This is a genomic window from Streptomyces sp. CY-1, from assembly GCF_047218265.1.
Classification (GTDB): Bacteria; Actinomycetota; Actinomycetes; order Streptomycetales; family Streptomycetaceae; genus Streptomyces; species Streptomyces niphimycinicus.
Window position 1 is genome coordinate 9991428 of sequence record NZ_CP178393.1, and the last position, 23375, is coordinate 10014802.

At 72.3% G+C, this 23375-nt stretch carries 20 protein-coding genes; 8 read left to right on the forward strand and 12 right to left on the reverse strand.

What is annotated here, in order from left to right:
- Positions 1-65: 65 nt before the first annotated feature.
- The 5 genes from ACK1X7_RS42935 to ACK1X7_RS42955 form a co-directional block, all read right to left on the reverse strand.
- The gene (locus ACK1X7_RS42935) at positions 66-1337 is read right to left on the reverse strand and encodes a sensor histidine kinase (protein WP_385144775.1); all 1272 of its coding nucleotides are present in this window, start codon (positions 1335-1337) and stop codon (positions 66-68) included.
- Position 1338: 1 nt separating this feature from the next.
- Positions 1339-2112 carry a two-component system response regulator CseB gene (gene cseB / locus ACK1X7_RS42940; protein ID WP_390794687.1) on the reverse strand — a complete coding sequence of 258 codons (774 nt, stop codon included), beginning with the start codon at positions 2110-2112 and terminating at the stop codon, positions 1339-1341.
- Positions 2109-2945 (reverse strand): hypothetical protein, encoded by an 837-nt coding sequence (locus ACK1X7_RS42945; protein WP_390794688.1) that lies wholly within the window; start codon positions 2943-2945, stop codon positions 2109-2111. The genes cseB and ACK1X7_RS42945 overlap by 4 nt, the downstream gene beginning before the upstream one ends.
- Before the next feature lie 146 nt (positions 2946-3091).
- A complete protein-coding gene (locus ACK1X7_RS42950; RefSeq protein ID WP_216345614.1) occupies positions 3092-3667 on the reverse strand; it encodes a helix-turn-helix transcriptional regulator in 576 nt (191 codons plus the stop codon).
- 347 nt (positions 3668-4014) lie between these two features.
- Positions 4015-4461, reverse strand: a complete 447-nt coding sequence (locus ACK1X7_RS42955; protein ID WP_385144781.1) for a hypothetical protein — start codon at positions 4459-4461, stop codon at positions 4015-4017.
- Positions 4462-4471: 10 nt separating this feature from the next.
- On the opposite strand from ACK1X7_RS42955, the gene ACK1X7_RS42960 reads away from it, so the two are divergent.
- The 4 genes from ACK1X7_RS42960 to ACK1X7_RS42975 all read left to right on the forward strand — a co-directional run bounded on the left by ACK1X7_RS42960 (position 4472) and on the right by ACK1X7_RS42975 (position 10866).
- The gene (locus ACK1X7_RS42960) at positions 4472-4765 is read left to right on the forward strand and encodes a hypothetical protein (RefSeq protein WP_385144782.1); all 294 of its coding nucleotides are present in this window, start codon (positions 4472-4474) and stop codon (positions 4763-4765) included.
- A gap of 79 nt (positions 4766-4844) precedes the next feature.
- Positions 4845-9431, forward strand: a complete 4587-nt coding sequence (locus tag ACK1X7_RS42965) for a cation-translocating P-type ATPase (RefSeq protein WP_413116544.1) — start codon at positions 4845-4847, stop codon at positions 9429-9431.
- Between the two features lie 92 nt (positions 9432-9523).
- A complete protein-coding gene (locus ACK1X7_RS42970) occupies positions 9524-9754 on the forward strand; it encodes a DUF6296 family protein (RefSeq protein WP_385155696.1) in 231 nt (76 codons plus the stop codon).
- 110 nt (positions 9755-9864) lie between these two features.
- Positions 9865-10866, forward strand: coding sequence for a sigma-70 family RNA polymerase sigma factor (locus tag ACK1X7_RS42975; RefSeq protein ID WP_382948278.1), 1002 nt, complete (start codon positions 9865-9867; stop codon positions 10864-10866).
- On the opposite strand, the gene ACK1X7_RS42980 is transcribed toward ACK1X7_RS42975, so the two are convergent.
- The 4 genes from ACK1X7_RS42980 to ACK1X7_RS42995 form a co-directional block, all read right to left on the reverse strand.
- Entirely contained in the window at positions 10765-11223 is a 459-nt protein-coding gene (locus ACK1X7_RS42980) for an STAS domain-containing protein (RefSeq protein WP_413116545.1), read from the reverse strand. The genes ACK1X7_RS42975 and ACK1X7_RS42980 overlap by 102 nt on opposite strands.
- 173 nt (positions 11224-11396) lie before the next feature.
- Positions 11397-12098, reverse strand: coding sequence for a glycoside hydrolase family 75 protein (locus ACK1X7_RS42985; protein ID WP_413116546.1), 702 nt, complete (start codon positions 12096-12098; stop codon positions 11397-11399).
- 146 nt (positions 12099-12244) lie between these two features.
- Positions 12245-13084 (reverse strand): class II fructose-bisphosphate aldolase, encoded by an 840-nt coding sequence (locus ACK1X7_RS42990; protein ID WP_382948288.1) that lies wholly within the window; start codon positions 13082-13084, stop codon positions 12245-12247.
- Positions 13085-13153: 69 nt separating this feature from the next.
- Positions 13154-14047: an SIS domain-containing protein gene (locus tag ACK1X7_RS42995; protein ID WP_382948291.1), complete on the reverse strand. Its 894-nt coding sequence runs from the start codon at positions 14045-14047 to the stop codon at positions 13154-13156.
- A gap of 127 nt (positions 14048-14174) precedes the next feature.
- Between ACK1X7_RS42995 and ACK1X7_RS43000 the strand changes: the two genes are divergently transcribed.
- The gene (locus tag ACK1X7_RS43000; RefSeq protein ID WP_385155685.1) at positions 14175-14960 is read left to right on the forward strand and encodes a DeoR/GlpR family DNA-binding transcription regulator; all 786 of its coding nucleotides are present in this window, start codon (positions 14175-14177) and stop codon (positions 14958-14960) included.
- A 66-nt stretch (positions 14961-15026) separates the two neighbouring features.
- On the opposite strand, the gene aroQ is transcribed toward ACK1X7_RS43000, so the two are convergent.
- Together aroQ and ACK1X7_RS43010 are read right to left on the reverse strand one after the other, a co-directional pair.
- Positions 15027-15500: a type II 3-dehydroquinate dehydratase gene (gene aroQ, locus ACK1X7_RS43005; protein ID WP_385155682.1), complete on the reverse strand. Its 474-nt coding sequence runs from the start codon at positions 15498-15500 to the stop codon at positions 15027-15029.
- A gap of 77 nt (positions 15501-15577) precedes the next feature.
- Positions 15578-17404: a coagulation factor 5/8 type domain-containing protein gene (locus ACK1X7_RS43010; protein ID WP_413116547.1), complete on the reverse strand. Its 1827-nt coding sequence runs from the start codon at positions 17402-17404 to the stop codon at positions 15578-15580.
- A gap of 375 nt (positions 17405-17779) precedes the next feature.
- On the opposite strand from ACK1X7_RS43010, the gene ACK1X7_RS43015 reads away from it, so the two are divergent.
- From ACK1X7_RS43015 to ACK1X7_RS43025, 3 genes are all read left to right on the forward strand, one after another.
- The gene (locus ACK1X7_RS43015; protein ID WP_390794693.1) at positions 17780-18895 is read left to right on the forward strand and encodes a DUF1996 domain-containing protein; all 1116 of its coding nucleotides are present in this window, start codon (positions 17780-17782) and stop codon (positions 18893-18895) included.
- Between the two features lie 84 nt (positions 18896-18979).
- Positions 18980-20728, forward strand: a complete 1749-nt coding sequence (locus ACK1X7_RS43020) for a discoidin domain-containing protein (RefSeq protein WP_413116548.1) — start codon at positions 18980-18982, stop codon at positions 20726-20728.
- Positions 20729-20810: 82 nt separating this feature from the next.
- Complete coding sequence (locus ACK1X7_RS43025; protein ID WP_385151686.1) at positions 20811-21863, forward strand: LacI family DNA-binding transcriptional regulator; 1053 nt, start codon at positions 20811-20813, stop codon at positions 21861-21863.
- A 149-nt stretch (positions 21864-22012) separates the two neighbouring features.
- On the opposite strand, the gene ACK1X7_RS43030 is transcribed toward ACK1X7_RS43025, so the two are convergent.
- Positions 22013-23320 carry an ROK family protein gene (locus tag ACK1X7_RS43030; RefSeq protein WP_413116549.1) on the reverse strand — a complete coding sequence of 436 codons (1308 nt, stop codon included), beginning with the start codon at positions 23318-23320 and terminating at the stop codon, positions 22013-22015.
- Positions 23321-23375 lie beyond the last annotated feature (55 nt).

Below are 23375 nucleotides of genomic sequence, written 5' to 3' on the forward strand. Positions count from 1 at the left end.
TCGGAACGGCTACGGACGATCTCGGCCGGGCCTCGGCCGCTTCTCGACTTCCGCTCGATGATGTATCAGCCGTGTATCGGTCCGGGCTCGGGCCGCTCGGGCAGGTGCAGCGTGGCGACCGCGCCGCCGTCCGGCGCGTTGCCGAACTCGAGCGTGGCGCCGATGACCTGAGCCTGTCCGGCCGCGATGGTCAGCCCGAGACCGTGGCCCCGGCCCCGCTCCCGGACCCCGGTGCGGAACCGCTGCGGTCCCCTCTCCAGCAGATCGTCCGGATAGCCGGTTCCATGGTCGCGGACGGTTACGGTCCGGCCATCGGCCGTCACCGTCACCTCGACCGGTTCGCGGCCGTGGCGATGGGCGTTGACCACGAGATTGGTGACGATGCGGGTCAGCCGGCGGGGGTCCGTCCACACCTTCGGGCCGTCCGCGGGGTCCTGCGGCTCGCCGTCCTCCGCGCCGCCGGTGCGCAGACAGGCCGACAGCCCGGTGGCGGCGATGGCCTCGTCGAGTACGGGCCCCAGGGGACAGGGCGACAGATCGGCCTCCTCGGCTCCCGCGTCCAGCCGGGAGATCTCCAGCAGATCCTCGACCAGTGTGCTCAACACCCGCACCCGGTCGCGCACATACCCGGCCGCCTCCTCCCCCGGCGGGAGCAGCTCGGCGGCGGTGACCAGGCCCATCAGCGGAGTGCGCAGCTCATGCGCCACATCGGCGGTGAACCGCTGCTCGTCGAGCAGCCGCTCCTGCAACGCGGCGGCCATCGAGTCCACGGCCCCGGAGATCTCGGCGATCTCGTCATGCGGGCGGGCGGCGGCGGAGATCCGGGCGTCCAGGTCCCCGGCCGCGATCCGCCGCGCGGTGGCCGCCGCGAGCCGCAGCCGCCGGCTCATCCGCTCGGCGGTCAGCACCCCCAGGGGCAGCACCACGGCGGTGGTCATCAGCCCGGCCAGGATGATGTTGGTGTCCAGCGCGCCGATGTTGCGCATCGCGGTGCTCATATCGACGCGTACGGACAGGACCCGGCCCTCGGCCGGCCGGGCCGCCCACATCGCGGGCCCGTCCGGGCCGGTGGCGAACTCGGTGCCCTGATGCCCCTTCTTCACCAGCCGCCGCAGCCCCTGGGGCAGCCCGGGGGCGTCCATCACCGCACCGGAGCCCTGGATGCCGCCGGTGCGGGCGTAGTTGAGCGCGGCGCGGTCGAGCGTGGTCCGCGCCCCTTCGCGCGCCTGGGACAGTTCGCGGTCGCGCGAGGCATGGTGCACCAGCACCCCCACCGCGGCCGCGGCGGCACAGGTCGCCGCCGCCACCAGGGCCACGATCCGCCATCTCAGTGTCATCTCAGCGCCGCAGCTTGTATCCGAAGCCGCGGACCGTCTCGATCCGTTCGGCGCCTATCTTCGCCCGCAGCCGCTGCACATGGAGGTCGACCACCCGGGTGTCGCCCTGCCACGCGTGGTCCCAGACCCGGTTGAGCAGCGTGCGGCGCTCCAGCACCACACCGGGTGAGCCGGCGAACTCCAGCAGCATCCGCAGCTCGGTGGGGGTCAGGGCGAGCGGCTCTCCCGCACGCCGCACCTCCATGCCGAGGGTGTCGATGATCAGATCGCCGAAGACGAGGGTGTCCGGCCCGGCCGCGCCGTCCGGCTCCCCGGCCCCGTTCCGCGTCTCGGCGTGCGGGGCGCGGGCGGCGGGGGTGAAGGAGGCGCGGCGCAGCAGCGAGCGGATGCGGGCCACCAGGACCGCGCTCTCGCACGGCTTGATCACATAGTCGTCGGCACCCGCTTCGAGACCGGAGACGACGTCGAGGGAGTCCCCGCGCGCGGACATCATCAGGATCGGCGCCAGGCTGAACTCGCGGACCCTGCGGCACAGTCCGATGCCGTCCAGCTCGGGCAGCATCACATCCAGGAGGAGCAGATCGGGCTGCTTCTCACGGAAGATCTCCAGCCCGGTCAGGCCGTCGCCCGCGGTGAACACCGTGAAGCCGTACCGTTCCAGGGCCATCCGCACCGTATTGCGGATCACCTCGTCGTCCTCGACGAGCAGCAGATGTGCCTCGGTCGGGGAGCCGGTGCCCGGGGCGGGGCCGGGCGGGAGGAAGCCGGTGGTCATCGCGTCGTCCTCGTCTCCGTACGGGGGCCCGGGACCGGCGTCTCCGTACGGGGGCCCGGGACCGGCGTCTCCGTACGGGGGCCCGGGACCGGCGTGAGGCTGCTGGCCGGCGTTGGTTCCGGGCCGACAGCCGGGTCGGCTCCGGGCTCTTTCGCCCGGGGGCCCGCGTCGCCCTCGGGGGTCACGGCGGCCATGACCCGGCCGTTCCAGCGGAAGCGCGTGGTGACCCGGCCGTCCTCGCCGGTCGCGCTGATCAGCAGATCGCGGCCGAAGGTTTCGCCGGTGAGCCCCGGCGGGCCCCAGTAGATCAGCACGGGGCGGACCGTGCGGCCCGAGGCCGTGTAGACCTGAAGCAGCGTCCGATCGAGTCTCGGCAGATCGACCGCCACCACCTGTTCGTCCTTGCCGTCGCCGGTCAGATCGCGGTGGACGGCGTCCCGCAGCGGGCAGTCGCCACTGCCCGGGCATACGGAGATCTCCTTTTGCACCAGCGCCGGCACATTGGGGTCGTGGAGCAGCAGGTCCTGCGCGGAGACGGCGTTCAGTCCGCCCGAGGACAGCCGGAGTCTGCCCAGCGGCAGATAGCGGTCGAAGTCCGGCTTCTGACGGGGCGACGACGTGGCCGGGGGAGTGTACCGGGGCCACAGCGGAACCGCGCTGGCCGGTGCCGACAGCGAGGGTGCCGTGCCGTCGTCCCGCACCCCGGACTGGGCCGCGCACCCCGCGGCGGTCACGATGGCACACGCGGCCACCACGGCGGGCAGAAGGCCGTGTGGCGGCCGGGGGCGGGGGAGTTGTCGCGCGGTGCGCGACGCGTGGGGGAGTGAAGGCATGGCCGTCACAGACTACTGAGTGGCGGACGCGTCTCACGCCGGACCCGTGAAGTACCGGCCGGTAGGGGCGGGGTGGCCGAAGGCGACGGGCCCGGGGCATGCCGCCCCGGGCCCGTTCGGAGTGACGTGGTGTCACATGACCGGCCTCATTTGACGAATTCCGGACGCACCCGGGCCGGCCAGGTGCCCACGGTCAGCATGCCCGCCGCGTAGGCGCGCGAGACCAAGGCGGCCCGGTTGGGTGCCTTCATCTTCCGCAGCATCGATCCCACGTGGTATTCGACGCCCTGTCTGCTCAGATAGAGCTTGGCGGCCATCTGCACGGTCGACGCGCCGGTGGCCACTCCCTCGAGTATCCGGGCCTCCAGCGGCGAGAGCAGCTTCTGGCTGGTGGGGACGGGTGCCTCCTCGGGGCGTTCGTCATCCGGCTTGACCATGACGACGATGGCGGAGAGCCGGTCGGACCGGCCCTGGATGGCCGTACCGGTGAGCTTGCCCGAGAACACCTGCCCGCGTGAGTGGCAGCCGAGGAAACGCTCGGTGAAACGGGTGCGCCGTCCGTCGTGCAGCCGCGAGAAGTGCTCCCGCAGGACGGACGAGGTGCTGGGGTGCAACAGGTCGAACACGCTGCGGCCGCACAACTCAGCGGAGGATGCGCCGAAATGTCGGCAGAAGTCCTCGTCCCCGGCCACCACATGGAGGTCGGGGGCGAGTGTGGCCATTCCGGTGGCGTGCCGCGGGGCGGCGGCGGGCACTGCCTGTCCGGGCACTCGAGGGGCACTCTGAGCGCTGTGGGGGAGGGCCAAGAGGAGTCACCGCTTTCAGTCGGTTCGTGACGGAGTGGTCAGTCCGTCTCGGGTGAACCCCCAGGTGACGGAGGGTCGGCGCACAGCGGGTCACGCAATGCGCCGTACCCCAGGGGGAATTCAGTGACGGGTGTTAGATCCGCTTCCTGGTGTATACCAACGCTACAGTGACTGTGGGGTGCCCGTTTCCAACAGAGTTGTGCCCGCTTTCTGCCCGCTTTGCTGACGGAACCGGCGGGAGGCGGGAGCCGCTGGTGGGAGCGCTACGCCGCGGCCTTGGCCGACTTGTGCGTCTTGGCACGGCTCCCGGAGCGACTGCTCTTCGAACGGCCCGCGGTGCGGCCTTGGGTGCCCTTCTCGGCCGGCGGGGCCATGATGCCGCCCTTGCGCAGCACCGCATAACCTACCCCGATGCCGACGGCCACCGGCCATTCGATGACCTCCACGGCACTCAGCGCGCCGAGCCCCACGTACAGCGGGAGTCCGCCCTTGGCGGGCAGCACCCGGCGGGCCATCTCGACCGGCTTCAGCGCGACCCTCGCCGCGCCCCCGGTCGCACGGGTGGTGGCGTGGCCGACCGTGTCGAAGGTCTCCTTCGTGGCGTGCCCCATGGTGTCGAGGGTGCCCCTGGTGGCCTGACCGACGGTGCCGAGGGTGCCCATGGTGGCGTGGCCGACGGTGCCGAGGGTGTCCTTCGTCGCGTGGCCCATGGTGTCGAGCGTGGGCACCGTGAGGGTCAGGCTGCGCCTGCCGTCACTGCGCGACGTCTCCATGGCGCCCTTGGCGCCCTTGGCGGCCTTCGCCGTCCGCTGTCGCTGCGTGGTCTTCGATGGCCTGGTGGTCTTCGTCGCCCTCTTCGGCTGCGAAGACTTCGACGTGGCCGACTTGGCTGCCGCGGCCTGGGACTTCGTCGACTTGCCGCCGCGCCCCGGTGCCGTCTTCTTCGCGGCGGTCGAGGAGCTGCGCTTGCGTGAAGTAGCGGGAGTGGTCACTGGTCTCACGTCCACACGGTGATGACGGATTGAATCTTCTTCCTATTTAAGGGTAATAGGGATGAACCGGGCAGGCCGCCCGGGGAGCGGAGGTTCCCTCGATGTCACCGCTGTCACGGCTGCATCTGCCCCTGGCGCCGCTGAGGCTGCTGCCCCTGCCACCCATGCAGCTCCTCGCGCCCATCAAGGCCGGTATGGCCGCGGGTGTGCGGGATGCCGCCGGAGCCGTCGGGCGGCTGGTCCGGCCCTCCCAGCGCGGAATCTGGTCCTATCCGGGGCGGTACTACATCGAGGTCCGCGGGGTGCACGGGATCGGGGGCGAGCAGGTGGCCCGCCGGGTGGAACGGGCCCTCGAGGAGCATTCGCGGGTGCAGTGGGCACGCGTCAACGCGCCCTCCGAGCGGGTCGTGGTGGCCGTGGGCAAGCCGCCCCCGTCCGAGCAGGACCTGGTCGCACGGATCGAGCGCGCGGAGGTCCAGGAGCCCGTCGCGCCCACCGAGGAGTTCGACGAGTGGGCCCCGGAACCGCGCCATCCCTCCGGCGGCGCCAAGGAGTCCCAGTCGCTGGCCGTCGTGGCGGCGGACGTCGTGGGGCTGAGCGTGGCCACCGCCCTGCGTCTGACCCCGTGGCTCAAACTGCCGACCGAGGCGGCCGCGGCCCTGTCCATCATCCAGCACCACCCCCGGCTGCGGCGGCTGGCCCTGGCCATCACCCGCGGGCAGCCCACCGAGGCCGCACTGCCGGTGCTGACCGCGCTGACCCAGGGCCTGGCCACCCGGGGCGGCGGGCTGGCGCTCGACCTCGTCCAGCGGGCGGCCCTGTGGCGGGAGGCGGAGGCGGAGGGCCGGGCCTGGGCGGCGATGGAGCCACAGCTCGTGCACGGCCCCCAGGACGTGGTGGCCGAGCCGATCGTCGTCGAGCGACCCGGCAAGCCCCCCAAGGACACCGTGGAGCGCTTCGCGGAGCGCTCCATGGCCGCCGGGGCCGCCGCCGGTGTCCTCGCGGCCCCGTTCGCCGGTCCGCGTCGCGGATTCGCGGTCGCGTTCTCGTCCGTGCCCAAGGCGCCGGGGGCCGGCCGGGAGGGGTTCGCCACCTGCCTCGGCCAGTTCCTCGCCCTGCGCGGCGTCCTGGCCATGGACCGCAGCAGTCTGCGGCGGCTGGGCCGGGTCGACACCGTGGTGCTGGACGAGGCGGCGCTGCGCGGCGACCGCTACGAGCCCATCGACCTGGAACTCCTCGGCGGCGCCGACCCCGAGCCGACCGCCGAGCGGCTCTTCGACCTCTTCGACCCCGATGAACCCCTGGAGACCCGCCGCGACAACGGATGGGTGCTCGGCTCCCTGGACCGGCTGGAGCTGACGGGCCGCACCGGGCAGCAGACCGCCGCGCGGCTCCGCCGCAGGGGCAGCGAGCGGGTGCTCGGCCTGGCCCGCGGAACCACGCTCCAGGCCGTGGTGGGCCTCGCCCCGCAGACCGTGCCGGGCGCCGAGGCCGTGGCCGCCGCCGCCCGCCGGGCGGGATCCCGCATCGTCCTGGCCACCGACCGGCCCCACCCCACCGGCTTCACCTTCGCCGACGCGGTGGTGCCCGCCGGCCGCCGCCTCGTGGCCTCCGTACGGTCCCTTCAGGCCGACGGCGCCGTGGTGCTGCTGCTCTCCGGCAACCGCCGGGCCCTGGGAGCCGCCGACTGCGGCGTCGGCGTGCACCGCGACGGCGAGCCCCCGGCCTGGGGCGCCCATCTGCTCGTCGGCGCCGACCTGGAGTCGGCCGGGCTCATCGTGGACGCCGTGGGCGTGGCCGCGCGGGTCGACCGGGAGAGCGCCCTGCTGTCCGCGGGCGGCAGCGCCGTCGGCGCGGTGGCCGCCCTCCAGGCGGCCCCCAACCAGGCCACCGCCCGCGCCGCGGCGTCGGGCACCACCGCGGGGACCCTGGCCTTCGCCCTGGGCCACTGGCGGGCGCGCCAGCTTCTCGCCCGCCCCATGGACCCGCCGGTGACCACCACCCCCTGGCATCTGATGCCCGTCCCCCGGGTGCTGGAGCGCCTGGACGCCGGCCACGACGGCCTCACCCCGGAGGAGGCGACCGCCCGCACCGCGTTGGGGCCGCGCCGCGGCGAGCCCACCCGCACCACCCTGCCCGCCGCGTTCATCGAGGAGCTGGCCAACCCCCTGACCCCGGTCCTCGCCGCCGGGGCCGCCCTGGCCGCCGCCGTGGGCTCGCGCACCGACGCCGCGCTGGTGGCCGCCATCACCGGCATCTCCGCTCTCGTCGGCGGATTCCAGCGGGTCAGAACCGAGCGGGCCTTGTCCGAGCTGTTCGCCCGCTCCGCGATCGGCGCCCGGGTCCGCCGGGGCGGCACCGAACGCCTCGTGACCGCCGGGGACCTCGTCCCCGGCGACATCGTCATGCTGGGCCCCGAGGATGTGGTGCCCGCCGACTGCCGGCTGCTGGAAGGCGAGGGGCTCGAGGTCGACGAGTCCTCGCTGACCGGCGAATCGCTGCCGGTGAGCAAGGATCCGGCGCCGGTCGTCGGCGCGCACATCACCCAGCGCCGGTCGATGCTCTACGAGGGCACCACCGTCTCCGCGGGGCGCGCCGTGGCCGTCGTCGTGGCCACCGGACCGGCCACCGAGGTCGGCCGGAGCCTGGCCACCGCCCGCCAGGCCGCCCCCGTCACCGGTGTCGAGGCGCGGCTGACTTCGCTCACCCGCTCCAGCGTGCCCATCGCGCTCGGGTCCGCCGCAGCGGTCGCCGGTGCCGGACTGCTGCACGGCCTCCCGCTCACCGAGAACCTCGCCTCCGCCGTCAACCTGGCCGTCGCGTCCGTCCCCGAAGGGCTCCCGTTCCTGGTCAACGCGGCCCAGTTGGCCGCCGCCCGCCGGCTGGCCGACCTCGGCGCACTGGTCCGCAACCCCCGCACCATCGAGGCGCTCGGCCGCGCCGACGTGCTGTGCTTCGACAAGACCGGAACCCTCACCGAGGGCAACCTCCAGCTCGCGGCCGTCAGCGACAGCGGCGGCCCGCTCCCCGCCGACCGGCTCGACGCGCCCCGTAAGGCGGTGCTCGCCGCCGCCCTGCGCGCGACCCCGCCGGCCCGCCAGTCCGAGCCCATGGCGCACCAGACCGACCGTGCGGTGAGCGTCGGGGCGCGCCGGGCCGGGGTCGGGGTACGGCGCGGAGCGCCCCGCTGGCGCCGTACGGACGCGCTGCCCTTCGAACCCTCCCGCGCCTACCACGCCACCACCGGGCGCACCGTGCACGGTCCGCTGCTCAGCGTGAAGGGCGCGCCCGAGGGCGTCCTGGACCGGGTCGCCCGGCGGCGCACCCCGGGCACCGGCCATGCCACCGAACTGGACGCGGAGGGCATCAGGAAGCTGGGCGAGACCGCGGAGGAGCTGGCCGGCGCCGGGCGCCGGGTGCTGGCGGTGGCCGAGCGGCGGATGCGGGAGGGCGAGGAGCTGTCCGACGAGGCCGTACGGGACCTGGACTTCCTCGGCTTCATCGCCATCGCCGACCCCGTGCGCACCAGCGCCGGCCCCGCCCTCGCGCGGCTGCGCGAGTCCGGTGTGCAGACCATGATGCTCACCGGCGACCACCCCGCCACCGCGGACGCCATCGCGGCGCCCATCATGGATCTCCCCGAGCCCAAGGTGTGCACCGGTCCGGAGCTGGACGAGATGGACGACGCGGAGCTGGACGAGCTGCTGCCGACGGTGGACGTGATCGCCCGGTGCAGCCCGCACCACAAGGTCCGCATCGTCCAGGCGTATCAGCGCCTCGGCCGGGTGGTGGCGATGACCGGGGACGGCGCCAACGACGCCCCCGCGATCCGGCTCGCGGACGTAGGGATCGCCCTGGGGCGGCGCGGCACCCCGGCCGCGACCGCCGCGGCGGACCTGGTCGTCACCGACGACCGCCTGGAGACGATCGTCTCGGCCCTGATGGAGGGGCGCGCCATGTGGGCCTCGGTGCGCGCGGCCCTCGCCATCCTCATCGGCGGCAACTTCGGCGAGGTCACCTTCAGCGTGGTCACCTCCGCCCTGACCGGCGCCACACCCCTGAGCGCCCGTCAGATCATGCTGGTCAACCTGCTGACCGACCTCGCGCCCGCGCTCGCCATCGCGGTGCGCGAGCCGACCGGGCACACCGGCGAACGGCTGCTCAAGGAGGGCCCCAGCCGCTCCCTGGGCGCGGCGCTGACCAAGGAGATGCTGCTGCGGGGCGTCATCACGGCCGCCGGGGCCGGACTGGCCTGGACCGGTGCCCGGGTCACCGGCAGAGGCCGCCGGGCCAGTACGGTGGCGCTCGCCGCCCTGGTCGGCACCCAGCTCGCGCAGACCCTGACCACGGGCGGCCTGGACCGGCACGTCCTGGTCGCCGGGCTGGGCTCCGCCGCGGTGCTCGCCGCCATCATCCAGACCCCGGGCGTCAGCCAGTTCTTCGACTGCACCCCGCTCGGCCCGGTCGCCTGGGCCATCACTCTGGGGTCCATCACCGCGGCCACCCTGGTCGGCCCCCTCCTGGCGCCGCTGCTGCGGCTGGAGAGAACGCCCCTCGATGCGGATCAGGCGGATCGGGCGGATCGGCCGGATCGGGCGGATCGGCCGGATCGGGCGGATCGGGCGGAGGGTGCGGCGGAGGGCGCGGACGCCGCCGACGGGGCGGAGGTGCCCGCCGCATCGCGCTGACCACCGAACCTCTTGCGCCACCCGGCCCGAGCGATAGTGTTGAATGTCCCGGTTTGAGATGACGGGTGCGGGTCGGTACGGAGGAGGGTGTGATGCGGAGCCAAGAGCGGTATGAGCTGATCTTCGTGGATGCGACCGTCCCCGGGACCGAGGATGTCGTGGTGGTGCACCGTACGGACAGCAGTGGTCCGGGCGGGCACCCCGTGTACGCGGACGACACCGGCATCGTGCGGGCGGAGATCAGCGACCGTGACGAGGTGCGGATGATCGCCAGTGGCGGCCATCAGGTGCACGCTGCGGTCAGCGCCCGCCCGGTGTCCTGAATCACCCGTCCGGTGCCCGATGCGTCTGTCGTCTTCGCAGGTCGGCGCCGTTGTCAGTGGTGCCCGCTACGTTTGCCCCATGGGAGTTCGAAGAGCGATGAGGTGCGGCGATGAGTGATGTGGCGGCGGTGGACGGCGCGACCGGTGTCGAGCTCCAGTTGGAGCCGTACCGCACGCAGTTGACCGGTTACTGCTATCGGATGCTGGGCTCGGCCTTCGAGGCCGAGGACGCCGTCCAGGAGACCATGGTGCGCGCCTGGCGGGGCCTGGACCGCTTCGAGGGCCGCTCCGCGCTGCGGTCCTGGCTCTACCGCATCGCCACCAATGTCTGCCTGGACATGCTCAACGGGAGCAAGCGCCGGGCCCGGCCCATGGATCTGACCTCCGCGGCCACCCCGTTCCCGGCCGCGCTCGCCGAGCAGCCGGAGGCCACCTGGATCGGGCCGGTCCCGGACGGCCAGGTGCTGCCGGCCGGGGGAGACCCCGCCGAGGTGGCGGCCCAGCGGGACGCGGTGCGGCTGGCGTTCATCGCCGCGCTTCAGCATCTGGCGCCCCGCCAGCGGGCGGTGCTGATCCTGCGCGAGGTGCTGGCGTGGAAGGCGAGCGAGGTCGCCGAGCTGCTGGGCACCACCGTCGCGTCCGTCAACAGCGCCTTGCAGCGCGCCCGGGCCACCCTCGCCGCGAGCGAGATCAGCGACTCCGACCCGGTCAAGCCGCTGGACGAGGAGCAGCGCGCCCTGCTGGCCCGCTATGTGGACGCCTTCGAGCGCTATGACCTGGACTCCCTCACCGCCCTGCTGCACGAGGACGCCACGCTCTCCATGCCGCCGTACGAGCTGTGGCTGCGCGGCCATGAGGACATCCGCCAGTGGCTGGTGGGCCATGGAATCGGCTGCCGCGGCTCACGACTGGTCCCTACCGTGGCCAACGGCGTGCCCGCCTTCGGCCAGTACCGTCCGAGCGGCCCCGACGGCCGCCATGAGCCATGGGCGCTTCAGGTCCTCGAGATATCAGGGGGCCGGATCACCGGGCTCAACTCCTTCCTGGACACCGAGCGTCTCTTCCCGCTGTTCGGCCTCCCCGCCCAGCTCGAGCCCGAGGGCGTGGCCTGACGCCAGGGCGTGCCCTGGCGCCGCGGGGGTCGTCAGGGCCTCGTCCAGCCCCGTCCAGGTGAGCAGCCGCCGCAGTTCGCCGCGGGCGTTGCGGAGCTGGAGCCCGCGCCCCAGCCGGCCGGCGGTCAGCCGCAGCCGGGCCAGGGCCTCGACCACGGCCAGGTCCGGCCGGCCCACCCCGCCCACGTCCACGGTGACCGGCCCAGGACCGGCCCGGCGCGCCAGCGCGGACAGCCGTTCGCACAGCGCCTCCACCTCGGCGCGGGTGACCGGCCGGCCCAGGACCAGCACGGCCGGGGACGGCGGGGCCGGGGCCGGGGGCGGCGTGGGCGGCTTCTCGGGCTCGGGACGGGCCAACGTCCACCTCCTGTCGTGGTGTTCACCGGTGAAGACCGCCCGGCTGAGGAAAAGTCATCGGCCGAGCCCCTCCGGCCGAGCCCCGCGATGCCGCCGCCTCGCGCACGCACGACTGTGGTGCACGGCCGTCAGGGGCCGTGCACCACAGTCCGTTCGCCGCCGGGGTGGCGGGGTCAGTTGTTCTGGATGAACTGCTTCGCCAGACCGTCGCCGACCGACACGGCCTTGTCGTGGTTCTCGATGGGGGAGACGGAGGAGTTCTTGAAGACGATGTACGTCACCCCCGATTCGGCACCGCCGGTCTCCGGGTTGGGGTCGATGCCGAGCGCGTTGGCCGTGGCGTAGGACGCCTCACCGATGATCTTCGTCGGCCCGGTGTCGCCCACCACCGCGTACTCCACCTTGTTGTTGTAGATGACCGCGACCACACCGCCGCCCTTGATGCCGGACTTGGTGTAGTCCCAGGTGGAACTCGGGCTCGGCACCACGACATACGGCAGTTTGTCGGCGACGAGGGGCTTGCCGTCCGACTGGTGGAAGGCGGTGTCGTCCTGGAACCACGGGTCGGTGTCCTCATTGCACCGGGAGGTCACCTGGCCATCGCAGTCGATGTCCATGTCGGCCTTCCAGAAGACCGCCCCATTGGCACCGCAGACCGGGATGTTGGCCGATGTCTCGTCGTCGGTGCGGTACTTGCCGCTGGATATCTGTGAACAGCCCTGCACCTTGGCGAGCAGTTGCGCCGCGGTGACCGTGCCCTCCTTGGTGGACGCGGGGACCGGCGCGGGGCCCCGGGTGGCGGCATGGGCGCCGGCGGTGACGGAGCCGGCCAGCAGTCCGGCCGCGGCGAGTACGAAAGCGAAACGCTTGCGCATAGGACACCCCTTTGTTAGGAACCTTTCCTAACCTCGTCGGCATCCTGGCGAGTTGATAAGCTCATGTCAATACGCCCGCCCCGGGAAAGCCCCTGCGTGATATCGCGCGAATCGGCGTCGTTCGGAGCGCCTTCCGGCAGGGGGTCTCAGTGCGTGGCCCGCACCAGCTTCAGCAGCCGGGTCACCTCGCGCGCCACCGCGTCACGCCCGGCCGCGACATAGCGGCGGGGGTCGACCACCTCGGGGTGGCCCGCGAGATGGTCGCGGATCGCCCGGGTGAAGGCCACATTCAGATGGGTGGCGATGTTCACCTTCGTCAGCCCCGCCTCCACGGCCCGGGTCAGATCCGCCTCGGGCACCCCGGAGGAGCCGTGCAGCACCAGCGGTACGGGCACGGCCGCGCGCAGCGCCGCGACCAGCGGCAGATCCACCACCGCGGCCTTGACGACCATGGCGTGCGAGGTGCCCACCGCGACCGCGAGCGCGTCCACACCCGTCGCCGTCACATAGGCGGCGGCCTCGGCCGGATCGGTCCTGGCGCCCGGTGCGTGGACCCCGTCCTTGCCGCCCACCTCGCCCAACTCGGCCTCCACCCACACCCCGTGGGCATGGCAGTCGGCCGCCACCTCGGCGGTGGCCGCCACATTGCCGTCGTACTCCAGGGCCGAGGCGTCGAACATCACCGAGCCGAAGCCGAGGTCCACCGCCTCCCGCACCAGCTCCGGCCCGGTGGCGTGGTCCAGATGGACGGCCACCGGCACCCGCGCCGCGCGGGCCACCTCCACGGTCGCCCGGCCGATGGCGGCCAGGGCGCCGTGATACCGCACCGCGTTCTCGCTGATCTGAAGGATCACCGGCGCGCCCGCCGCCTCCGCCCCTGCCACGATCGCCTGGGCGTGCTCGATCTGGATGACATTGAACGCACCCGCGCCGAGTCCGGCGCGTGCGGCCGTCCCGACGATCTCCCCGGTGGCCACCAGTGGCATCTACCGGCTCCTTCCGCCCGTTTCCATGTTCGTTCGGTTTCCGTGTTCGTGTGTTCCGTCCGCCCCGGCTCAGCCGAGGATCACCGAGCGGGTGAGATGGCGCGGCTCGTCGGGGTCGAGCCCGCGTGTCGCCGCGATCGCGACCGCGAGCCGCTGCACCACCACCAGTTCGGCCAGCGGGTCGCGGCCGAAACCGGCGACCCGGCCGCCGGTGCGGGTGATCTCCTGGTCCGTCACATCCGACGCCCCCTCGCCCAGCCACCACACCACGCTCCGCGGGCCGGTCACGCTGATCGGGCCGTGCCGGTATTCCTTGGCCGGATATGCCTCGGTCCACGCCCCCGCCGCCTCGCGCATCTTGAGCGCGGCCTCCTGGGCGACCCCGTAGGTCCAGCCCCGCCCGAGGAAGGTGAACTGCCCGGCGTCCACGAGCGCCCCGGGCAGCGGCTCGGCGAGCGCCGCCTCGCCATCCGCCTCCAGGTGCTCCAGCTCCGCGCCCAAGTGGGCCCGGAGCAGGGCGAGTTCGGTGGTGGCCCAGCGGGTCTGCACCACCGACCGCTCATCGGCGAAGTCGAGTACGACCGCGGCGTCCGCGGCGCCCACGACCGGGGAGTCGGGAACCGCCGTGATGACGGTGGTGGGCACCCGGCCGCGCACCGCGCCGAGCAGCTCCAGCACCTCGGTCGTGGTGCCGGACCGGGACAGTGCCACCACCCGGTCGTAGGCGCGGCCGGCCGGCATCTCCGACGCGGCGAACGCGTCCGTCTCGCCCTGGCCCGCCGCCTCGCGCAGCGCCGCGTACGACTGGGCGATGAACCACGAGGTGCCGCAGCCGACGACGGCGACCCGCTCACCCGGCCGGGGCAGCGCCGCCCGCACGGACCCCTCCGGATCCCGGGCCAGGGCGATGGCGCGCCGCCAGCAGTCGGGCTGGCTCGCGATCTCGGCCTCGGTGTGGCTCATGGGACTCCCCTCGTCGCACGCATGATCCGAGCACTTTTCATGCGCGGATTTGTTTCGTACGAGCAGATAATGCGCAGGATCACGCATGAAAGTCCAGAGCCGATGTGCGCGGGGTAGGGTGATCGACGTGAAACGGCCCGAGCGCTGGAACGCCCTGCTGGATCTGCTGACCAGGGACGGCAGGATCGATGTGGAGGAGGCGGCCGCCGAGTTGGCGGTGTCCGCCGCGACCATCAGGCGCGACCTGGATGAGCTCGCTCAGCAGCAGATGCTGACCCGTACCCGCGGCGGCGCGGTCGCGCAGAACCTCTCGTACGACCTTCCGCTGCGCTACAAGACCGCCCGGCGCGCCTCGGAGAAGCAGCGGATCGCCGCGGCCGCGGCCCGTCTGGCCGAACCGGGCTCGATCGTGGGTCTCAACGGCGGGACGACCACCACCGAGGTCGCCCGCGCCATCTCCCTGCGCGGCGATCTGTCCGCCCCGGGCGGCGGCCCGGCCGTCACGGTCGTCACCAACGCCCTGAACATCGCCAGTGAGCTGGCGGTGCGCCCCCAGGTCAAGATCGTGCTCACCGGCGGGGTGGCCCGTCCGCAGTCCTTCGAGCTGATGGGGCCGCTGGCCACCGGAGTGCTGGGCCAGGTGTCGCTGGATCTGGCGATCCTCGGCGTGGACGCGCTGGACACGGTCCAGGGCGCGACCGCCCACCACGAGGGGGAGGCCAGCATCAACCACCTCATGGCCGGGCGGGCGGCCCGGGTGGTGGTCGTGGCCGACAGCTCCAAGCTGGGTCGCCGGGCGTTCGCCCGGATCTGCGCGCTGGAGGATATCGATGTGCTGATCACGGACACCGGCGCCGATGCGGAGCTGGTCGCTCCGTACACCGAGGCCGGTGTCCGCGTGATAAGGGCCTGACGCGCCGTACGGTCTTGAAGTGCCGGACGGGCCGGAAGTGGCCGACCGGCCCGAAGTGCCGGACGCCTACGCCTTGGCCGCGGCCAGCAGGGCGGCCACCCGCTCGACGGCGAACGCGTAGCCCTGGACACCGCATCCGGCGATCACCCCGTTGGCCAGCGCGGAGACATAGGAGTGGTGCCGGAACGTCTCCCGCTGGTGGATGTTGGAGATGTGCACCTCCACGATCGGCAGACCGTCGCAGGTCGCCAGGGCGTCGCGCAGGGCGACGGAGGTGTGGGAGTAGCCCGCGGGGTTGATGATGACCGCCGAGTGGTGCTCTCGCGCCTCATGGATCCAGTCGATGAGCTGCCCCTCGTGGTTGCTCTGCCGGCAGTCGGTCGTCAGACCGTGCGGCGCGGCGGTCACGGCGACCAGCTTCTCGATGTCGGCCAGCGTGTCCGTGCCGTAGATCTCGGGTTGCCGACGGCCCAGGAGATTCAGATTCGGCCCGTTCAGGACCATGATCGTGGAACGGTCGCGCACGGGGGCGTTCGCCATGGCGGGGTGGTCCTTCCTGGGCGGTCGGTACATCGAGGGCGGTTCACCGGGGAAACCGGCCCGCGAGGCATCGTAGATCAGGGATATGACACCACGGTCGACGGCACGGTGGAGGTGCCCGACGTGGGAGATCCGATGTCGTTGATGACGCGCTCGTACTGGCCCTGGCCGCCGAGCGAGACCACCAGCAGATTGTGGAACTTCACCCCCGACGCGTTCGGGGCGGCGAAGCCGTGGTGCTGCACGATGCTCGGGTCGACGTTGTAGTAGCAGTAGCTGCCGAGCCCCCATCCCTCGTGCGTGGTCACCGAATCGGCCACCTTGTAGGCCGCGTAGCCCTTGATGGAGCCGTTCTGGATGGCCGCCTGGTTCGGGGCGTCGTACGCCTTCTCGTTCTGGAAGAAGATGGTGCGGCCCCGCTGCCCGGACCACTGCACGTCGTACTTGTTGAAGTGCTCCACGAACAGCCCCGTGGCGAGGACGTCGTCGCCGTTGACCCGGACTCCGTAGTCGGCGCGGTTGGTCTCCCAGCCGACCCCGTCACCGTGGTCGGCGCGCCAGACCCAGGTGTGGTCGACGATGGTGTGACGGCTGTTGATCATCATGCTGGTGGTGGCCTTGCCGGGGCCCGCGCCGCCGATGCGGATGAACACGTCCTGGACGGTGGTGGGGTTGGCGGAGTGGTCGGCCGAGGCTCCCGCCGGGCCGACTTCCAGCAGGGTGGCGGAGTTGACCGGTCCGGCGTCGATGAGGAAACCGGCCAGCCGCACCCCGTCCACATCGGCGACCTTCAGCGCGGTGGCGCCGTTGTCGGGGATGAGCGTGGCATAGCCGAGCCCGAGGACGACGGTGTTCGCCCGGTTCACCTGGATCGGCTGGTCGAGGTGGTAGATCCCCGGGGTGAGCAGCAGTTGGAGCCCCTGGGCGAGCGCCTCGTTGAGGGTGGCCGCGGTGACGCCGGGCTTGGCCACGTAGAACTGCGACAGCGGCAGCGAGGTGCCTCGGGGGGTGCCGTTGCCCCAGGTGACCCCGCGGGCGTTGGTCCGCTTCTCGGGCAGGAAGACCCGGTACTCGCCGCCGTTGAGGTACAGGAACGGCTTCTCCCGGGAGACCGGGGTGGTGTCGAGCGTGGTGTACGGCGGGTTCGGGAAGCTCTGCCCGGGCGCGCCCTCCACCCCGGAGAACACCATGTTCCACACGCCGTTGAGCCAGCTTCCGATCGCGCTGTCGCGGGTGTACCACTGCTGCTGGGAGTACGGTCCGACCTGGCCGTCGATGCGGCTGTCCGCGATATAGCCGCCGCTCGCCCAGCCGTAGCCGTTGGGCGAGAGGTTGAGCCCGCCGCGCACGTGCATCCGCCGGAAGGGCGCCGCCTGCGCCACCGCCCAGCGGTTGGTGCCATTGACCGGGACGACCGCGAGGTTCTCCGCCGAACGCCAGAAGTTCTGGGTGGCATTGCCGTTGAACCACCCGGCGTCCACCGTGATGTCGCCGTTGATGGTCGTGTCGTCGGGGGACAGCCCCAGCCCGGCGATGGAGGTGTAGAAGCCGATCTGGGCGTTGAGCCCGCTGTAGGAGCCGGGCTTGAACAGCAGGGCGTAGCGCCCGGTGCCGAACTGCGCCGACTCCTGCTTCTTGAACACCTCGTCCAGCTTGGCCTGGATACCGGGCGTGGACGGGTCGAAGACGATGACGTTCGGGCCGAGGTCGCCGCCGCCCGGCAGCGCCCGCGGGCTCTTTCTCCGGCCCGCGGGGGCGGCCGACGCGGGAGTGGCCAGGCCGGCGAGGGCGGGGGCCGATGCGACAGCCGCCGCGGCGCCGAGCACCGCGCGGCGGCCGACCGGGGAGCGGCCGGAGGAAGCAGGCGTGGGGGAAGGCGTGGCAGGTGTGGGGGAAGGCGTCATGGGGGCGTCTCTCCTGGTTCAGTAAATGAACGGGATGGGGGTGAGGGAGCGCTCTCTTGCCGTCGCATGCTTCAGCCATGTGAACGACTCGTCAAGAGTTGTGACCGCAGTCTGTGGGTGTTGTTGCCTTTTGAACATCAACTGGCCTGGAAATTCCGGTAGGTCGGGCGAACTTGGGGTGGATTCGCGGCCGCCGGTGTTCATGGATGTTGTGTTCAAGAGGTAAGCGGAGCCGGTGTCTCTGATCCTTTGCGCTCCACGCCTTGACACCTTCGCGTCATCGCCCGGACACTCCGGTCTTGGAGAGCGCTCTCCCAGTGTTGTCGCGGGCCGGTGACGGCCCGTCATACCCCTCTCCAGGTGGCAGGAGTCTCCATGGCACGGAGATCGAAGATCGTTTCAGGAACCCTGATCGCAGGCGCGTTACTGCTGACCTCGCTCGGGCTCGGTGGTATCGCGATGAGCGCCGAAGCGCCCCCGGCGAAGCCCGCGAGCGGCGGTGTCACGGCCTCCGCGGGCGGCGGTGTCACGGCCGCCCACGCGGGGCATGTCATGGCGGCGCGGTCCGCCTCCTCGCCCGAGGACCCGGACGGCGACGGCTACATTCCCGCGAACCCGCCGGTCACCGGCGTCACCCCGTCCACGAAGGAGCCGCCGCACCGCTACTTCCACGAGTTCCAGGCCAACTGCTCGGTGAGCCACACCAAACCGGACGACCCCATCGTCTACCCGCAGCGGCCGGGCGCGTCCCATGACCACACCTTCATGGGCAACACCACGACCGACGCGGCCAGCACCACGGCCTCCCTCGACGCCGGGCGCACCACCTGCAAGGCGCCGGGGGACAAGTCGGGGTACTGGATGCCCACGCTGTTCAATGCCGACCGGCCGGTGCTGCCCATCGGCCCGCAGACCATCTACTACAAGGCGGGCGTGACCGACTACACCAGTGTGCGGCCGTTCCCCAAGGGGCTGCGCTTCGTGGTGGGCGACCCGATGCAGACCGCCGAGGAGTTCCGCCACCACCCCGGCTTCGTGGAGGGCTGGGAGTGCGGCGACAGCTACTTCAACGTCGAGTTCCCGAAGGACTGCCCGAACCGGCCCGACGTCCAGCTCAACATCCGTTTCCAGGCGCCCAGTTGCTGGGACGGCAAGTACCTGGACACGCCCGACCACCGCAGCCATATGGCCTACCCCGTGGTGAACCCCGGGACGAACAACAACGTGTGCCCCGCCGACCACCCGGTCGCGCTGCCGATGGTCGAGTTCAAGATGGCCTTCCCGGTCAACGGTGACCTCTCGCACGCGAGGCTGGCCAGCGGCCCGAGCTGGTCGTTCCACTACGACTTCTTCAACGCCTGGGACGCGCCCACGCTGAAGGCGCTCGTCGATCACTGCGTCGTCGGGGCGCTCCAGTGCGACGCCCGCGGCTACGACCAGACCCACCCCGAGGCCGGAGCGGCCCTGGACGAGAACTACGAACTGCCGTGAACCACGGCCCGGCCGCCGGTGCGCACACCACCGCGGCCGGGCCGTTCGCACGCCACTTCCCCCGACACACCGAAAGACACCACCATGACCCGGACCCGTACCGCCCCACGCCGTATCGCGGCGCCCCTCACCGCCGGGCTGCTGGCCACCGGCGCCCTCGCGCTGCCCGGCCAGCAGGCACACGCCGCCGGAAGCGTCGTCAAGGTCACCGGCACCCAGGGCGACTGGCGGCTGACCGTGGACGGCCAGCCGTATCAGATCAAGGGCCTGACCTGGGGCCCCGCCATCGCGGACGCCGACCGCTATCTGCCCGATCTGCGGTCGATGGGCGTCAACACCCTCCGCACCTGGGGCACCGACGCCACCAGCAAACCCCTCTTCGACGCCGCCGCCGCCAACGGCGTCAAGGTGATCGCCGGTTTCTGGCTCCAGCCCGGTGGCGGCCCGGGCAGCGGCGGCTGTGTGAACTACCGGACGGACACCGCCTACAAGGACCAGATGCTCGCCGAGTTCCCCAAGTGGGTCGCCACGTACAAGGACCACCCGGGCGTGCTGATGTGGAACGTGGGCAACGAGTCGGTGCTCGGCCTCCAGAACTGCTACAGCGGCGATGAGCTGGAGCGGCAGCGCGACGCCTACACCACGTTCGTCAACGACATCGCCAAGAAGATCCACGGTGTCGACCCCGACCACCCGGTCACCTCCACGGACGCATGGACCGGCGCCTGGCCGTACTACCAGCGGAACGCCCCCGACCTGGACCTGTACGCCGTCAACTCCTACAACGCCGTCTGCGATATCAAGGCCACCTGGGAGCAGGGCGGTTACACCAAGCCGTACATCGTCACCGAGACCGGCCCGCCGGGGGAGTGGGAGGTTCCCGACGACGCCAACGGTGTGCCGGAGGAGCCCACCGACCAGGCCAAGGCCGCGGGCTACACCAAGGCGTGGAACTGTGTCACCGGCCACCGGGGGGTCGCGCTCGGCGCCACGATGTTCCACTACGGCACCGAGGACGACTTCGGCGGCGTCTGGTTCAATCTGCTGCCCGCCGGCCAGAAGCGGCTGTCGTACTACGCGGTGAAGAAGGCGTACGGCGCGGACACCTCGCATGACAACACCCCGCCGGTCATCTCCTCACTGGCCGTGGACGGCGACCCCGCCAAGGTGGAGGCGGGCCGCGATCTGACGCTCACGGTCAAGGCCACCGACCCCGACGGCGACGCCCTCTCCTACCAGGTGCTGGGCAGCAGCATGTACCTCGACCAGGACAAGAAACTCACCCCGCTGCCCGCCACCGACCTCGGCGGCGGCCGGCTGAGGGTCACCGCGCCGGACCGCCCCGGCGTGTGGAAGGTCTACGTCAAGGCCACCGACGGCAAGGGCAACGTGGGCATCGAGACCCGTTCCGTACGGGTCGTCCCGCCCGCCGTGAACGGCACCAATGTGGCCCTCGGCAGGCCGGCCACCGCCTCCTCGTACCAGACGGGCGGCGGTGACTGCCCCTGCACCCCCGCCAACGCCGTGGACGGCAGGGCGGACACCCGCTGGGCGGCCGACTGGAGCGATCCGCAGTGGCTCCAGGTGGACCTCGGCGCGTCCACCCCCCTCACCCATGTCCAACTGGTCTGGGAGGCCGCCTACGCCAAGGCGTACACCCTCCAGACCTCCGACGACGGCCAGAACTGGCGCACCATCCGTGAGGTGACCGACGGCAACGGCGGTGTCGACGACTTCGAGGTCTCCGGCACCGGCCGCTATGTCCGCGTCCACGGCACGGCCCGGGGCACCGGATATGGCTACTCGCTCTACGAGTTCGGCGTCTACCACTGATCCATGACCGGCGGTGATGTGTCCCCGGTGGTGGCGGGAGAGCGCTCTATGCCCTCGGGCGCGCTGCCACTAGGGTGCGGGCATGAACCGACACGCCCCGACCTTGGAGGATGTCGCCCGGGAGGCCGGTGTCTCCCGGGCGACGGTGTCCCGGGTCGTCAATGGCGTCCGCAACGTGGATCCGGCCATCCAGGACCAGGTCCGCGTCGCGATCGAGCGCACCGGCTACGCGCCCAATCGGGCGGCCAGATCGCTGGTGACCCGGCGCACCGGCACGGTGGCGCTCGTCGTCTCCGGGGCCGGGGACGGCACCGGGGACACCTCGGAGGAGGAGCAGAACGCCTTCGCCGCGCGGGTGTTCGCCGATCCGTTCTTCGGCCGGGTGGTCGGCGGGGTGGTGGGATTCCTGCGGCCGCGCTCGACACACCCGGTGCTGATGTTCGCCGAGTCCCCCGAGGCCAGGCAGGAGGTGCTGAGGTATCTGCGGCAGGGAAACGCGGACGGGGCGCTCGTGGTGTCCACCCACCCCGACGATCCGCTGCCCGCGCTGCTGGCCGAGGCCGGACTGCCCGCCGTGCTCTTCGCCCGTCCCGTGCGGCCGGTAGCGCTGAGCCATGTCGACCTGGCGCACTGGGACGGTGGCCGCCTCGCGGCCGAGCGTCTGCTGGCCCGGGGGTGCCGGAAGGTGGCCACCGTGTCGGGGCCGTGGGCCGTGGCGGCGAGCCAGGAGCGGCTCGCCGGGTTCCGCGACACGATGGCCCGCGGCGGCCATCCGTATGTGCCGGTGGCCGAGGGGGGCTTCACACTGGACAGCGGAGTGGCTGCGATGGCCGAGCTGCTGGCCGAACACCCCGATGTGGAGGGCGTGTTCGCCGCCAACGACCTGATGGCCCAGGGGGTCTGCCAGGTGCTGAGGGAGCGCGGCCTGCGGGTGCCCGACGATGTCGCGGTCGTCGGCTTCGACGACTCCAGCGTGGCCGCCACCTGCCGGCCGCCGCTGACCTCGGTGCGCCAGCCGGTGGAGGACATGGCGGCGGCGATGGCCCGGCTGCTCGACGAACACGTCCGGGGCCTGCGCACCGAACCGGCCTCGGTCCTCTTCGAACCGGAGCTGGTGGTACGGGAGTCGGCGTAACCCCGCGCCCGGACGTGCGCGCAGCCCCTGTGCCAGCCGCACACGTAGCCCCCGCGCCCGGACGGTGCGTGTAGCCCCCGCGCGGGACGTGTCCGTAGCCGTGCGCGGGACGTGCCCGTAGCCCCCGGGCCCGGCCGCGCCCGTACCCCCTACGCCAGCCGCCTGCCCAGGGTGGTGCGCCACGCGGGGGACGGCTCCGGGGCGGGGGTGGGTGGCAGGCGGCGCCCGCCGCGGGCGAAGAACGCGGCGAGCGGCAGGATCGCGGCGCCCACCGTCACCGCGTCCGGCCCCAGCGCGCCCAGGTCGATGCCGACCCGCCCGGCGGGGTACGGCAGCGCGTAGGACACCGCGTGGCGCCGCACCGAGTCCAGGAAACGCGCGCCGAGCTGGAGCCCGGCCCAGCCGCCGACGAGGATGCGCTCGGGCTGGAAGAGGTTGATCAGGTCGGACAGCCCGGCGCCCAGGTACTCCGCGGTCTCGGCGAGGACGGTGGCCGCCACCGGGTCCGGGGCGTCGCCGTCCGCGGGGTAGGCGGCGGCCAGCATCGCCGTCAGGGCGGTCTCCTCGTCGGTGTCGGGCGGCGGCTGCCCGCCCGCCTCCTGCCAGCGCTCCAGCAGCGCCTCCGCGCCCGCGTACGCCTCCAGGCAGCCCAGCGCCCCGCAGCGGCACCGGCGGCCCCGCACCCGCACGGTGAGATGGCCCCACTCCACCGCCCGGCCGTGCTCGACATCGTCGGTGACGACGCACGCGCCGACGCCCGATCCGAAGAGCACGACCACCGCGTTGCGAGCCCCGCGCCCGGCGCCGAACCACATCTCGGCCTGCCCCAGCGTCTTGGCGCCGTTCTCGACGAAGTACGGGACCTCGTCGGGGAGTTGGCCCGATCCGCGCAGCATCCGCTCCAGTGGCACCGCCTCCCAGCCGATCGGCTGGCCGTGCACCACCGCACCGTCCTCCCCGGAGTGCTCGACGATGCCGGGGACGCCGATGCCGACGCCGAGGATCCGCGCGGGGTCGTGCCCGGCAGCCTCCAGGACCTCGGCGATGCCGTCGCGGATGTGGCCCGCGATCAGTTCGCTGTCGTAGCGCATCCGGCGCCCGGCCCCGCGGGTGGGCAACGGCCGGTCGGCGCGGGCCCGTTCGGCCAGCGAGAGATCGAACAGCTCGACGCGGACCCGGGTCTCGCCGACATCCACCCCGATCATGTGGCCGCTGTGCGGTGTGATCCGCAGCAGGGTGCGGGGGCGGCCGCCGTCGGAGTCGATGCTTCCGGCCTCCTCCACCAACTCCTCGGTGAGCAGTTCGGCGACCACATTGCTGATGGAACCTGAACTCAGCCCGGTCGCGGGGGCCAGCGAGAAGCGGCTCATCGGCCCGTCGAAATACAACCGACGCAGCACCGCGGCGCGGTTCTCCCGCCGCAGGTCACGAACGTTACGCCCGCTGTGTGCCGCCACCTGGCCTCCTCAAGTCCCGGCTCCGCGCCGCAAGATACCTCCGCCGGATCTCTTG

Excerpts from the sequence above, each read along its gene's own strand:
- ACK1X7_RS42935 (WP_385144775.1), bottom strand. The coding sequence starts at position 1,337 with ATGACACTGAGATGGCGGATCGTGGCCCTGGTGGCGGCGGCGACCTGT.
- cseB (WP_390794687.1), bottom strand. The coding sequence starts at position 2,112 with ATGACCACCGGCTTCCTCCCGCCCGGCCCCGCCCCGGGCACCGGCTCC.
- ACK1X7_RS42945 (WP_390794688.1), bottom strand. The coding sequence starts at position 2,945 with ATGCCTTCACTCCCCCACGCGTCGCGCACCGCGCGACAACTCCCCCGC.
- ACK1X7_RS42950 (WP_216345614.1), bottom strand. The coding sequence starts at position 3,667 with ATGGCCACACTCGCCCCCGACCTCCATGTGGTGGCCGGGGACGAGGAC.
- ACK1X7_RS42955 (WP_385144781.1), bottom strand. The coding sequence starts at position 4,461 with ATGGGCCACGCGACGAAGGACACCCTCGGCACCGTCGGCCACGCCACC.
- ACK1X7_RS42965 (WP_413116544.1), top strand. The coding sequence starts at position 4,845 with ATGTCACCGCTGTCACGGCTGCATCTGCCCCTGGCGCCGCTGAGGCTG.
- ACK1X7_RS42970 (WP_385155696.1), top strand. The coding sequence starts at position 9,524 with ATGCGGAGCCAAGAGCGGTATGAGCTGATCTTCGTGGATGCGACCGTC.
- ACK1X7_RS42975 (WP_382948278.1), top strand. The coding sequence starts at position 9,865 with ATGAGTGATGTGGCGGCGGTGGACGGCGCGACCGGTGTCGAGCTCCAG.
- ACK1X7_RS42985 (WP_413116546.1), bottom strand. The coding sequence starts at position 12,098 with ATGCGCAAGCGTTTCGCTTTCGTACTCGCCGCGGCCGGACTGCTGGCC.
- ACK1X7_RS42990 (WP_382948288.1), bottom strand. The coding sequence starts at position 13,084 with ATGCCACTGGTGGCCACCGGGGAGATCGTCGGGACGGCCGCACGCGCC.
- ACK1X7_RS42995 (WP_382948291.1), bottom strand. The coding sequence starts at position 14,047 with ATGAGCCACACCGAGGCCGAGATCGCGAGCCAGCCCGACTGCTGGCGG.
- aroQ (WP_385155682.1), bottom strand. The coding sequence starts at position 15,500 with ATGGCGAACGCCCCCGTGCGCGACCGTTCCACGATCATGGTCCTGAAC.
- ACK1X7_RS43010 (WP_413116547.1), bottom strand. The coding sequence starts at position 17,404 with ATGACGCCTTCCCCCACACCTGCCACGCCTTCCCCCACGCCTGCTTCC.
- ACK1X7_RS43015 (WP_390794693.1), top strand. The coding sequence starts at position 17,780 with ATGGCACGGAGATCGAAGATCGTTTCAGGAACCCTGATCGCAGGCGCG.
- ACK1X7_RS43020 (WP_413116548.1), top strand. The coding sequence starts at position 18,980 with ATGACCCGGACCCGTACCGCCCCACGCCGTATCGCGGCGCCCCTCACC.
- ACK1X7_RS43025 (WP_385151686.1), top strand. The coding sequence starts at position 20,811 with ATGAACCGACACGCCCCGACCTTGGAGGATGTCGCCCGGGAGGCCGGT.